The following is a 13,293-nucleotide window of genomic DNA, read 5'->3' as shown; positions in this document are numbered from 1 at the left end:
ATTTGACAGTAATTTAGTAACTTTACAATCTATTTCTAACGGAAAAACTCTTTTTATTTTGGATTATTTAGCAGGATTAAATTCCACGCAGCGGGCGGCCGTAGAGCAGACAGAAGGTCCAGTGATGATAGTGGCGGGTGCAGGCTCTGGAAAAACTCGTGTTATTACCTATCGAGTAGCACATCTTATTCGTAAAGGCGTAGACCCTTTCAATATTTTGGTACTTACCTTTACCAATAAAGCGGCAAAGGAAATGCGGGAACGTATCATGAAAGTGGTAGGATCAGAAGCCAAAAATATTTGGATGGGGACTTTTCACTCTATTTTTGCCCGGATTTTAAGGGTGGAAGCCGAATTGATTGGTTACCCCAAAAACTTTACTATTTATGATACTGACGATACAAAAAGTCTTTTGAGATCTATTTTGAAAGAAATGAATCTGGATGATAAGTTGTATAACGTCAATCAAGTATATGGACGTATATCATCAGCGAAGAATAACCTCATTTCTCCACAGGAATACAACAAAAATGAGGTAATCCTTGCCGAGGACAGAGAGAATGGTCGGCCGCAGATGGGACAGGTATATTTTACCTATGCCCAGCGCTGTTACCGAGCCGGAGCTATGGACTTTGATGATTTATTGTTCAAAACCAATGTTTTGTTGAATAAACATCCGGAGACTCTACATAAATATCAGCATCAGTTTCGTTACCTCATGGTCGATGAGTATCAGGATACGAATTTTTCCCAGTATCTAATCGTTAAGCGATTAGCTGCTGTCAATGAGAACATATGTGTAGTTGGGGACGATGCGCAGAGTATTTATGCATTTCGTGGAGCTAACATTCAAAACATCCTAAATTTCCAAAAGGATTATCCAGATGTGAGTGTCTTCAAATTGGAGCAGAACTATCGGTCCACAAAAATGATCGTCAATGCTGCAAATAGTATTATAGCGAACAATAAGAATCAGTTGGAAAAAAATGTTTTTTCCGATAATGAAGACGGGGATAAAATAAAGGTAGCACGGGCATTTTCGGACAATGAAGAAGGGAAAATTGTTGCCGAGGCGATTTTGCAAGATAAATCCTTGGACTCCTTACAATTTAAGGACTTCGCTATTTTATACCGTACCAATGCACAGTCTCGGGCGATGGAGGAATCCCTGCGTAAGCTGAATATTCCGTATAAAATATATGGAGGGACCTCTTTTTACCAACGCAAGGAAATAAAGGATCTGATCGCTTATTTTCGATTGACATACAACCCTAATGATGAAGAAGCCTTAAAAAGAGTCATCAACTATCCACGTAGAGGAATTGGTGATACGACGATAGATAAGATTATTGTTGCGGCAGATAAGCATCAATATAGATTATGGGATATTGTATCCAATGCGCAGATGTTTTTGGATGGTCGTAGTGCGACAGCTGTTTCTACTTTCGGAACTATGATACAAAGTTTTCAAGCAATAGGCAATCAGGGCAATGCTTTTGATACGGCGATGCATATAGCGCAGCATTCGGGAATATTGAAAGATCTCTACGAAGACAAATCTGTAGAAGGTTTGAGTCGTTATGAAAATATACAGGAGTTGTTGAATGGTATTAAAGAGTTTTCTGAACGGGAAGATATTGAAGAGAAAAGCTTAGATGTCTTTTTACAGGATGTAGCGTTACTTACCAATGATGATAATGACAAAGATCCAAATGCCGATACAGTGTCTTTAATGACGATACACTCGTCCAAAGGGCTTGAGTTTCGTAATGTATTTATTGTTGGTTTAGAAGAAAATTTGTTTCCTTCGCAATTATCTGTAAATTCACGTACAGAATTAGAAGAAGAAAGGCGACTATTTTACGTAGCGGTGACCCGTGCTGAAACAAAACTCCACATTTCATACGCTACATCAAGATATCGGTGGGGTACATTGAATAACTGCGAACCGAGTCGTTTTCTAGATGAATTAAATCCTACTTGTCTAGATTTAGACTTCAAGCCAAGAATGGGGAGCTTAAGCGGTGATTCGGGCATGAAGACAGATAAAGTTGCGTGGCAGCAAAAGGATTCTTTTTCTAAACCCAAGCCAAAAGTAGTAAAGACTACTTCGATTCTACCCAAAGCCCACGTACCTACAGAAGGGTTTGCTCCTTCAGATACTTCGGGACTACAGGTAGGTATGGACGTTGAACACGAAAGATTTGGATTTGGAAAGGTTGTCAATCTGGAAGGGAATAAGCCCGATTTGAAAGCAACTATTTTTTTCAAAGAGTTGGGGCAGAAACAATTGTTGCTTAAATTTGCAAAATTAAGAATTGTCCAATAGCAGTTGGACAGAATAATAAATAAAAAATAACGTTATCATTACGTTTAATTTCACTATATGAATTTTGATTATAACAGTACACGTTCTAAGCTAATCTTAGCCGAATATGGAAGGAATGTACAAAATATGGTAGACCATATTTGTACGGTGCCTTCTAAAGAAGAACGCAACAGATTAGCGCAGGTCGTTATCGATATGATGGGAGTGTTAAATCCGCACTTACGTGACGTTTCGGATTTCAAACATAAACTTTGGGATCATTTGTATATCATTTCAGATTTTAAGATAGATGTGGATTCACCCTATCCCATCCCTTCCAAAGAAGAGATCCGTCACAAGCCTCAACCGCTACCTTATCCACAACATCGGATCCGTTTCAAACATTATGGCCATATCGTTGAGTCTATGATTGAAAAGGCTATGGCGGTGCCGCACGAAGAGACAAGACAAAAAATGACACTAGGTATTGCCAACTTTATGAAAATGGCTTACATCACTTGGAATAAAGATTCCGTAAATGATCAGCAGATTATTCAGGACCTAAAGGAATTGTCCGGTTTTGTTTTAACCTTACCAGAAGACACCGTATTGACCAAGTTAGATTTTCGTACCCCGCCTCCGGGTAACCGTGTAAAATCACAGACCTCCGTAGGAAATAACAATCATAAGCAGTCTTCTAGTTCGAATAATAACAACAAGAAAACATACCAGAATAACAACAATAATAACAATGGTGGTCGCAAAAGACAGAGTAGTAATACAGGAGGGAAGAGACCATACCAAAGTAACAACAACAGTAATAATTACAAGAAGTAATAGAAATTGTTTGTCTGCTTCGAGGTAAGAGGCTGTCTGAAATTTCGAAATACAAATACAATATTGTGGGGGCATTAAGGAACCTGCGTATTTTAAAGCGTATTTCCGTATGAGACATCCTCTTATTTTATTTTGGAATATCAGCTATTTTAGAAGCGACCTACAATAACTAAAAGCCTGTAAGGAGTATATATTGCGGATAATGTAAGTATAGTTTTTAAGGTTTTATAATTGACTACAATCTATTTTATAATAAGTTAGTATATGAACGCATTTGAAATTCACGGTGGGAAACCGTTAAAAGGAGAAATTATACCTCAGGGAGCTAAAAATGAGGCCTTGCAGATTTTATCAGCAGTTTTATTAACAGCAGAAAAAATAACAATCAGTAATATTCCCGATATTAAAGATGTAAACAAGCTGATTGATCTGCTAGGTTCTTTGGGGGTGTCTGTTAACCAGTTGAATAAAGATACGTACGAGTTTCAGGCTAAAGATATTGATATAGATTACTTTACTTCAGAAGAATTTAAACAAAAAGGAGGTGGATTAAGAGGGTCGATTATGATTGTTGGGCCTTTATTGGCCCGCTTTGGTAAGGCGGCAATTCCTAAGCCAGGTGGTGATAAAATAGGGCGTAGAAGATTGGATACACACTTTCTAGGCTTCGAAAAATTAGGTGCAAAGTTTATCTATGATGCTGAAAACCATTTTTTCAATGTTGATGCTACGGAACTAAAAGGAGCAAATATCTTATTGGATGAAGCATCGGTAACGGGTACAGCTAATATTGTCATGGCTGCCGTATTAGCAAAAGGTACTACGACGATCTATAATGCGGCATGTGAACCTTATTTACAGCAGTTGTGTAAGATGTTGAACCGTATGGGAGCTAAGATTTCAGGTATAGGCTCCAATCTGTTGACTATTGAGGGAGTGAACATGTTGGGTGGTACAGAGCATCGTATGTTGCCAGATATGATTGAAATCGGTTCTTTCATCGGTTTGGCTGCTATGACCGGTTCGGAAATTACAATTAAAGATGTGGCTTATAGTGAATTAGGTGTTATTCCTTCGGTATTTGCCCGCTTAGGAATAAAATTGGAACTTAGAGGGGACGATATTTTTATTCCTGCGCAGGATAATTACGAAATAGAGACATTCATTGATGGGTCTATTTTGACAATCGCGGATGCACCTTGGCCTGGGTTTACTCCGGATCTTTTGAGTATAGTCCTTGTCACGGCTATTCAGGCTAAAGGGAATGTTTTGATTCATCAAAAGATGTTCGAGAGTAGATTATTCTTCGTTGATAAATTAATTGATATGGGCGCACAGATTATCTTATGTGATCCGCACCGTGCCGTAGTGATGGGGCTGAACAAGCAAACCAAGCTTAGAGGTATACAAATGTCTTCTCCAGATATCCGTGCAGGGGTCTCTTTGTTGATTGCAGCCTTGTCCGCGCAAGGTAAGTCAACAATCTTCAATATCGAACAGATTGAAAGAGGGTATCAGGATATAGAAGAGCGTCTGAAAGCCTTAGGTGCTGATATAAAACGTGTTGAAGCGCAGCCACTAGGGCATTAATAAATTGTCTGAATAGTGTTAATAAATTAAAATTGGCTTTGTTTTTCAAAATGCTATTTTAATATTTGTGAAACATCAACGTTTAAACATATATTATTAGAAAATGAAAAAACTAGTTTTATTTTCAGCAGCAGCAGCAATGGTTCTTGCTTCTTGCGCTGGTAATCCAGAAGGAAAAAAAGCTGAAACAAAAGATTCAGTGGCAGCAGTTGACCAAGTCGTAGGCACAGCTTATACTGTGGATACTGCAGCAAGCAAGGTTATGTGGAAAGGAACGAAAGTTTCCGGATTCCACGAAGGTGTTGTAAGCGTGAAATCAGGAACGTTAAATGTAGATAGTGGTGCTATCACCGGAGGACACTTTACCTTGGATATGAACACAATTTCTGCTACAGATTTGGAGGGCGAGTATAAAGATAAGCTAGATAGTCACTTAAAAGCTGACGATTTCTTTGGTGTAGCTACACATCCTGAAGCTTCTTTTACAATCACTGAGGTTAAAGCAGGTGCTACTCCAAACGATGTTAAAATTTCTGGTAATCTGGTTATAAAAGGTACTTCTAAAAATATTACGTTTGACTCGAAAGTAGAGGAGATTACAGATACCACTTTAAAAGCTTCTGCTGACTTTAACATCTTGCGTGAAGATTGGGGGGTAAGTTATGAGGGGAAAAAAGATGATTTGATTTCTAAAGAAATTAACTTTCGCGTTAGTATCGTAGCGAAGAAATAAGAGGATCTTATAATCCATTGAAAACGCTAGCATTTACTGCTGGCGTTTTTTTGTACATAAGGAGTTATGGCACAAAAAAAAGACCAATCGAAAGATTGATCTTTTATCGTACCTAGGGCGGGAATCGAACCCGCACTCCCTTAACGGGAACAGGATTTTAAGTCCTGCGTGTCTACCAGTTCCACCACCTAGGCAACTGAGCGAAAGACGAGATTCGAACTCGCGACCCCAACCTTGGCAAGGTTGTGCTCTACCAACTGAGCTACTTTCGCTTGACGTGCTGCAAAGATAGCGTAATAATACTATTCTGCAAAATAAAAGTAAAAAAAATGCTTTGTAAGAGCTATTCTTTTATCTTTTCAAAAATGAGCGAATTCTCGTATCCCTTACTTTGCAGGTAGCGTACCAACTTAGCCCTTTCAGCTAGAGATAGTTGACTTAGATTGTCGCCTACCTTTCTTTGGATAAGGTCTGTCAACTTTTGTTCATAGTCATCCAGGTCAATTTGTTGGAGGGCTATTTTGATCAGCGGGGCAGATACACGTTTAACCTTTAAATGTTGTTGTATTTTGATTTTCCCCCAACCTTTAATCCTAAACTTTCCCTGGGTAAAAGCCTTCGCAAAGCGCTCCTCATTCAAGAAGTTCGTTGAAATAAGATCACTGATTATCTGTTCAACATCTTCTATGTGCAAACCCCAGTTATGCAATTTATCCCTAACTTCCTGTTGGGAGCGTTCTTGATAGGCACAGTAAGCCTCAACTCTTAACTTCGCCTGATTAGGTGTCAGTGTCTTTTTTCTTTCTTGGTACTCCTCCATAATACAAACTTATAGAAAACCGCTATATATTAAAGAGTAAATCCCTTTTACTTGTTGAAAATAATGATGAAATTTGTGCCTATCCAAAAGCTGCATTAGCGTCCTTTTGTCAGTTTTAATTCTTAGCTATGTACACATTAGATACCATCCTTTCTCATATTGATTATCATAAGAGTTTGTTGCCCTATCCCAAAGCTAGTTTCTCCGTATTAGCTTACGATACGCGTAAGATCAGAGTTGGGGGGGACTGTCTTTTTTTTGCCTTAGTACAGCAACGTGATGGACATCGTTATATTTCGGAAGCCTACCAGAAAGGTGTTCGCTCCTTTGTCGTATCCGATCTAGATTTTGATACAACAAACTATATAGACGCAAACTTTGTTTGGGTAGATGATAGCATGCGGGCCATACAACAGCTAGCAGCTTATCATAGGAGTCGTTTTTCAATACCAGTTATAGGCATTACCGGAAGCAATGGGAAGACTATCGTCAAGTCTTGGTTGCATCAATTACTCACTCCAGAGTACAATTGTTATCAAAGCCCGAAGAGTTATAATTCACAGCTTGGTGTAGCGCTGTCATTATGGAACCTCACCGCCGAACACAACCTTGCTATTATCGAGGCCGGTGTCAGCAAGGTAGGCGAGATGGATTCCCTACGGCAGATGATACGTCCCACGTTTGGTATATTCACCAGCTTGGGAACAGCACATCGAGAAGGTTTTGAATCCAAAGAGCAGAAGTTGGCCGAAAAGTGGAAGCTATTTGTAGATGTATCTCCCATTATAGCACCTTCATCTGCAATCCCTGATGTGTACTCTTCGTCCTTCAATTGTATTACCTGGGGCCGTGAGCCAGCGAATAAGCTACAACTATTGGGATTAAGCCCGGAAAAGGATCATACAATTTTACAGCTGCGATATAAAGAAGAATCCTTCGTGATACGCGCTCCGTTTGTCGACAAAGCCTCTTTAGATAATGTTATGACCTGTATCTTAGTGATGCTGACTATGGAATATAGTGTCGATACGATCGGGAAAAGAATAGGTTTATTACGTCCGCTCGAAATGAGGCTGCAACTGAAAAAGGGAAAAAATAATAACAGTATCATCGATGACACCTACTCCAATGATTTGGCATCCCTACAGATTGCATTAGACTTTCTAGGACAACAGAATCAAAGTGCCAGTAAGAAGTTAATCCTGAGTGATTTGGAAGGTGAGGAATGGACGCCCAAAACCATTCGTAAATTTGCGCAGTTACTTAATATGCAGTCTTTAACCGAGGTGATACTCGTCGGTGAGCGGATGGAAGCATTACGAAGTCATTTGGAGATGCCCTCTTTACTGTTTAATTCTACAGATGAATTGTTGATAGCTTTTGCGGATCTTGGATGGAAGAACAGCGTTCTGCTTTTAAAAGGAGCACGTAAATTTGAATTAGAAAGAGTCGGGCGGTTATTAGTAGCGCAGTCGCATGACACAATTCTCGAAATCAATCTTAAGGCAATAGAAAATAATCTTTCACAATATCGTTCTTGCCTGTCCAAAGGCGTCCGAATGATGGCTATGGTAAAAGCGTTTTCTTATGGTAGCGGAAGCTTTGAGGTAGCAAATGTCTTGCAATTTAATAAATTGGATTACCTCACGGTGGCTTTTGTGGATGAAGGCGCTGAGCTCCGTCGTGCCGGTATCACTATCCCTATTATGGTACTTAGTCCACATGAAGGCACCTTCGAGGATATATTACTGTACGATCTGGAGCCTGAGATATACTCGATTCGCATCTTGAATGCATTTATAGCTTTCTTAAAGATGCGAGCCATTACCTCGTACCCTGTACATCTTAAATTAGATACAGGTATGCATCGTCTTGGCTTTATGCCAGATGAAATCGGAGCAGCATTGGATATCATCCGTGTGAGCCCACAAGTTAAAATAGTTACAGTATTCTCTCATTTGGTGGGAGCGGGGAGTAAAGAATTAGAGCCGTTTTCAATTCAACAGATACAGCTCTTTAAGCAGATGGTATCTCAGATCGAACTTAGTATAGGTTATTCGGTTATAAAGCATATTTGTAATACTTCTGGAATCGTATATCATCCAGAAGCGCATATGGATATGGTACGGTTGGGAATAGGTTTGTACGGATTTGATATGGCCCCCAATACGTTGGATTTGGAAGAAGTCGGTACTTTGAAAACGACAATTACACAGATAAAGAACTTATTCAAGACTGAGACAGTAGGGTACGATCGTAAAGGAGTGTTGCAGCGGGATTCCACCATTGCAACAGTTAAGATCGGTTATGCCGATGGATATGACCGACGTTTGGGAAATGGGGTGGGGAAGATGTCAATCAATGGCAACATAGTTTCTACCATCGGCAATATTTGTATGGATATGTGTATGTTAGATATTACCGATATTAACGCAAGCGAAGGGGATGAGGTATTGGTTTTTCCAGATCTCAGCCAGATAGCAAAAAATATAGGGACGATCCCATATGAATTGTTGACAGGTATTTCATCTCGAGTAAAAAGAGTGTATTTTTACGAGTAAATATGATAAAGAAAATTTTTCAACGGCTATTATATTACCTTATCAAAGGTACATTGGTTATTGTGCCGGTTGCCGGTGCTATTTTCCTGATTGTGTGGATTGTTGCTTCGTTGGACAATGCGCTGAATATCACGCAACATTTTTTGCAGGATGAACACGGACATCCCTTGTATATTCCAGGTATAGGTATCCTCACGGTGATATTACTGCTGATTATCGTGGGCCTTATCTTCACATCCTTGGTTACAGAACCCATTAAACAATGGCTTAACCGGACTGTTAATAGAATTCCTTTGTTTAATACGTTGTATTCTTCGATCAAGGATTTTACAGAAGCATTTGTGGGGGATGCCAAAAAATTTAACGAACCTGTATTAGTAGAAGTTAATGAGACAGGATTAAAGAAAATAGGTTTTCTCACCCAGAAAGATCTGAGTAAGCTGGGCCTTCCTGATGAAGTCATTGTATACTTTCCTTACTCCTACTCTTTTGCAGGGCAGGTGGTTGTCGTCAAGTCCTCACGGGTTACTAAATTAAATATGAGTGCCACAGACGCGATGAAGCTCGTTGTTTCGGGAGGCGTATCAGGTATTGAGTAAAATGAAATGTATAAAATTATAACACGTTTCTTTCACAAAGAAAAGTCAATCGATACCACTCATTTAGCAGCAGAGGCGAGACTCTCCTTCGAGTATAGCCGTGCGGATAGAAAGTTACTATCGGTCAGCCTACAGCAAAGTACAGAATCACCCACGGAGCTGAATCTATTTATGCAAGAAGCATTGTCCTGTGCAGATAGGGGGAGGATATCGCTGGATGAAGAGTGTTTGCTTTTAGAAAAATACGTTAAACTTTTTGAAACTTATGTAGGAAGTGAGATCTTGGTTTCTTTCGATTTTCCCGTGAAACCGAATGATCTGCTAATTCCAATTTTCCTTCTGCTTCCATTGGTTCAGAATGCTTTTCATTACGGTTATCACGCCGCAAAAAAATATCCGGTTCGTATAAAAGGGAAAATAATAGCAGACACCTTGGTGCTCGAAGTGAGCAATCGGGTTAACCACAACATCACGGATCAAAGTCAAACTGAATTGATTCAATTTTTCAGATCACGGTTAGATTATGAGTATCCGAATCAGTACGATCTTATCTTGAACAGCAACAGTCATACCTTTAAAGCTACACTCCGGTTGAAACTAGAGTGTGTAAAGACGTAAAGTTGTGTTAATGTAATTATTTTATAACAATTGATTTTTAAAATCTCATTTCGCTATATTTATGTGGGAGTTTTTTAATAACTAGTTGTCGGATTTAAATACGTAAAAAATGATAGGTACATTAATAGAAAAGGAAAGCATCAGCAACTACAAGATTATTGCTGCAGAGGGAAATAAAGTTGAAGAGTTATGTCGTAAATTGAATGATGCACAACGTTTGGGGAATGAGTTTAAGTCTAAAGTGACCATTGCATTTAATACAGAAGAAGGACCTATGCGTATCGAAACTACTGTGTGGTCCCTTACAGAAAAATACATACAGATCAAAAGTGGCGTACTGATACCATTATCAGCTATTATATCTGTCGAATATTAAAATTAAAAAGTCCAACATCAGTTGGACTTTATTTTTGTATTAAAAGTCAAATTTAATTCGGGCTCGGACTCCCCATTTCGATACATAGGGTTGGTCTAAATAGTTTAATCTTTTGACAAGATCTACCCGTAATATCTTGAAGATATTTGAGAGTCCCACACTCGCCTCCATATAAGGTTTGGAGCCAAAAGTGAAAGACGAGATTTCGCCATTAGAATTGGTTTGCCAAGCGTATACTTTGTTATTTAAAGTCGGATTATTTTCATCTCTCAATCCACCATATAGGGCTTTAAAACTAAATACTTCACGTAATTGAAGTCGTTTTATTAGAGGTATTTTATTCAAGATAAACCCATTCATATAGTACTGAACATTCATGGCGGCATGGTGATCCGATATAAATTCCATAAAGTTCATTAAGTTGTATGACTGCAATTGGTACGCGTAAGTCTGGTTGGCACGGTGTATTGTCAGTAGCGGGTAAGGAATATCTTTGCCCAGTGTATATCCTCCGTCCAACGTTACATCGGCATAGCCAAGCTGGGATAGGTATAGTCGTTTGAATGCAGTAGCGGTAAAATTGTGATAATTGTACTCCCCGTCCAGTAATCCTTTTATACCAGCTGTATAATTTAGAGTAAAAATAGGATACTTGTTGAAAATAGGTGTACGGTACAATTTACCTTGATAATATTGTTCATTTGGTGCCCAACGGATTCCTACGGACACTTCGGTAGTGTTTAATTCATTGATTAAATAAGGATCTCCTTGTTCAGGGCGCATTTCGTACCGGATCACACCTGCTGGCTGTTGTTTCCATTTACTTAAGCCTGCTGTGATCGAAAAATTATTCTGAAATTCGGCTTTATAGTCCAGCCGATAGATATCATTATAAAGGTAGCTCTCATTCTCACCACGTTTAAAAGATAACAATACATTATCTTCTTGGATAAACTCTAGGTTTTGTCCCGGGATTTTGGTGTCGTGCTGCACCGAAGCGCGAATATAATGTTGCGGAAACTTGTATACCGATTTATTATTTAAAGAATATGTTCCACTGACAAAATATTTCCATTTTTTATCGTTAAAACCATAAGCTGCATATGCCTCCGAATAAAAGCGGGTACTTAGACTCTCGGTTGTTCGGCCTCCTACACGTAACCTTAATCCTTCTACGGGATTGTAGCTGTAAAAAGTATTCACCGGACCTATCTCAACGGGCCCTGCCTGTTTATAACCAGACAATAGCAACGCCCCAATATCCATTATTCGTCGGAAGGAAGACATTAGCTGCAGGCTATCGATATTGTGGTATATGTTCATTTCCGAATTGCTCAGGGGTTCATGACGTAAACCAGCCCAATAGCTTTCTCTTACTTTTTCCGTCTGTGGTGGCGCAGGCACCCGCACTACGTCATCGCCAGCATAAATACTATCCGGTTGTTCTCTACCATTCACAAAGTCCTTGTAGTATACAATTCTGTTGCCCCGGATACCTTTACCTTTCTCTGTCAAGGCAAAATCAATTCCCAAGCTACTTTTATTCAAGAAATATTTATTTCTATTGTCTTTTTCAAAAGCTAATTCAATATTCAGATCCCGCACGAAGTTGAGATTAATATCATCACTCACTTTCATCTTAGCCCCCCGTACCGCATATTGTCCATCCAAAGTGATATATAGTTTACCTTGAAATAAAAAATCACTTTTGTTTCTCGGGAAAAAACTTAATTCAACAAGCCAAGGCTGATCCGATTTGATCGTATCCGTAATGTAAAAACGGTAAAATGTAGGTGAGCTATTTGCTATGGGACTTAAAAACTGATTCGTTAGCAAACTGATATTACTGTCGTAGATGTCTACCTTTTCATAGAGTTTGTTGAAGTAGTTAGAAAGTCCTTCGTTATCTATAAATTTAGGATCGAATTCGGCTTTTTGTTCAGCGATGATATATTGCTTCGTTTTCTTAGGATCGTTTCTATAATATACTTTGGAGACCTTCTCCTCTATAAAAGCCGGAAGGACATAACGGTCCGTGGCGGTCGAATCATCTTTTTGGAAAAGGAACTGATAGTTTTTGAAAACCTTTTTGTTAACAAATTTTGGGGAGAGGTTACTCAGTCCCAGAGATATTTTTTCATACTGTTCATATTCAACAAATTCTTGCCCAATCATTCTATTCTGATCCCTATGTGCGATTACCTGACGAATCAATTCGACAGCAGGATTATTCTTGTTGGAATACTTTAATTTGGGTCTTTTCACGACGACCTCATCGATGAGATTTTCAGGATCAAGCAGAATATCAAAATTTGTTTGATTATTACTTAAATCGAGTAAATGATCGTGATAACCTACATAAGAAATCCGTACCTTAACCTCCCGGCTAGGGAGTGTAAGATTAAAAATACCGTTATCATCTGAATATGTTTTTTGTTTCCCGGCTATCACTGCAACGGTAGCAAAAGAAATTGGCTCTTTGGATTGTTTATCCAAAATACGTCCACGTATTTGGAATTCCTGAGCATACCCTAAGCTGATAAAAAAAATACTTGTGATAAGGAGGGATATACCTTTATTGATTAGCGCCTTCATGTCTAAACATCTATGTTTTTACTTTTGACTTTAATACCTTTTAATTCAAAAGTTGTGATGCAAATTACGAGCATATTTTTCATATTTGAAAGTATTGCAAATGAGTTTGACCTTTTTATGATAAAAGTCTAATTGACTAACTTTTGCACTACGAAAAAGCTATGCTTGTTTATGTACCGCAGTTGAGACTTTATTTGTTCTTAGCGAGTTGAGCTTGATGAGGAGAGATAGGCTTGGTAGAGAAAGAGAGTCCGAT

Annotated in this window: 10 protein-coding genes and 2 tRNA genes; 8 read left to right on the top strand and 4 right to left on the bottom strand. The window is 38.8% G+C overall.

Translation table 11 applies throughout. The features are described from left to right. Positions 1-58 precede the first annotated feature (58 nt). From G7B18_RS05025 to G7B18_RS05010, 4 genes are all read left to right on the top strand, one after another. The gene (locus G7B18_RS05025) at positions 59-2,329 is read left to right on the top strand and encodes an ATP-dependent helicase (RefSeq protein WP_164122150.1); all 2,271 of its coding nucleotides are present in this window, start codon (positions 59-61) and stop codon (positions 2,327-2,329) included. A gap of 57 nt (positions 2,330-2,386) precedes the next feature. Then, positions 2,387-3,145: a DUF4290 domain-containing protein gene (locus G7B18_RS05020; protein WP_164122149.1), complete on the top strand. Its 759-nt coding sequence runs from the start codon at positions 2,387-2,389 to the stop codon at positions 3,143-3,145. 264 nt (positions 3,146-3,409) lie between these two features. Next, entirely contained in the window at positions 3,410-4,735 is a 1,326-nt protein-coding gene (gene murA / locus G7B18_RS05015) for a UDP-N-acetylglucosamine 1-carboxyvinyltransferase (RefSeq protein ID WP_164108065.1), read from the top strand. Between the two features lie 103 nt (positions 4,736-4,838). Further along, positions 4,839-5,468, top strand: coding sequence for a YceI family protein (locus G7B18_RS05010; RefSeq protein ID WP_164108066.1), 630 nt, complete (start codon positions 4,839-4,841; stop codon positions 5,466-5,468). Between the two features lie 109 nt (positions 5,469-5,577). Here G7B18_RS05010 and G7B18_RS05005 read toward each other — a convergent pair. The 3 genes from G7B18_RS05005 to G7B18_RS04995 all read right to left on the bottom strand — a co-directional run bounded on the left by G7B18_RS05005 (position 5,578) and on the right by G7B18_RS04995 (position 6,288). Further along, positions 5,578-5,662, bottom strand: a tRNA-Leu gene (locus G7B18_RS05005). Between the two features lie 5 nt (positions 5,663-5,667). Continuing rightward, a tRNA-Gly gene (locus tag G7B18_RS05000) sits at positions 5,668-5,740 on the bottom strand. 71 nt (positions 5,741-5,811) lie between these two features. Further along, positions 5,812-6,288: a regulatory protein RecX gene (locus tag G7B18_RS04995; protein ID WP_164122148.1), complete on the bottom strand. Its 477-nt coding sequence runs from the start codon at positions 6,286-6,288 to the stop codon at positions 5,812-5,814. A gap of 128 nt (positions 6,289-6,416) precedes the next feature. Here G7B18_RS04995 and G7B18_RS04990 point away from each other — a divergent pair, with 128 nt between their 5' ends. From G7B18_RS04990 to G7B18_RS04975, 4 genes are all read left to right on the top strand, one after another. Further along, on the top strand, positions 6,417-8,849 hold the full coding sequence (locus G7B18_RS04990) for a bifunctional UDP-N-acetylmuramoyl-tripeptide:D-alanyl-D-alanine ligase/alanine racemase (RefSeq protein WP_164108068.1): 2,433 nt from the start codon (positions 6,417-6,419) through the stop codon (positions 8,847-8,849). Between the two features lie 2 nt (positions 8,850-8,851). Then, on the top strand, positions 8,852-9,448 hold the full coding sequence (locus G7B18_RS04985; RefSeq protein ID WP_164108069.1) for a DUF502 domain-containing protein: 597 nt from the start codon (positions 8,852-8,854) through the stop codon (positions 9,446-9,448). Between the two features lie 6 nt (positions 9,449-9,454). Further along, positions 9,455-10,066 (top strand): hypothetical protein, encoded by a 612-nt coding sequence (locus G7B18_RS04980; protein ID WP_164108070.1) that lies wholly within the window; start codon positions 9,455-9,457, stop codon positions 10,064-10,066. Between the two features lie 109 nt (positions 10,067-10,175). Then, positions 10,176-10,442: a hypothetical protein gene (locus G7B18_RS04975; protein ID WP_164108071.1), complete on the top strand. Its 267-nt coding sequence runs from the start codon at positions 10,176-10,178 to the stop codon at positions 10,440-10,442. A gap of 39 nt (positions 10,443-10,481) precedes the next feature. On the opposite strand, the gene G7B18_RS04970 is transcribed toward G7B18_RS04975, so the two are convergent. Continuing rightward, a complete protein-coding gene (locus G7B18_RS04970; protein ID WP_164108072.1) occupies positions 10,482-13,037 on the bottom strand; it encodes a DUF5686 and carboxypeptidase-like regulatory domain-containing protein in 2,556 nt (851 codons plus the stop codon). Positions 13,038-13,293: the final 256 nt, after the last annotated feature.

It is taken from the genome of Sphingobacterium sp. xlx-130, from assembly GCF_011007405.1.
Classification (GTDB): domain Bacteria; phylum Bacteroidota; class Bacteroidia; order Sphingobacteriales; family Sphingobacteriaceae; genus Sphingobacterium; species Sphingobacterium luzhongxinii.
The sequence above is the reverse complement of the archived record's forward strand: the minus strand, read 5'-3'. Positions and strand labels throughout refer to the sequence as shown.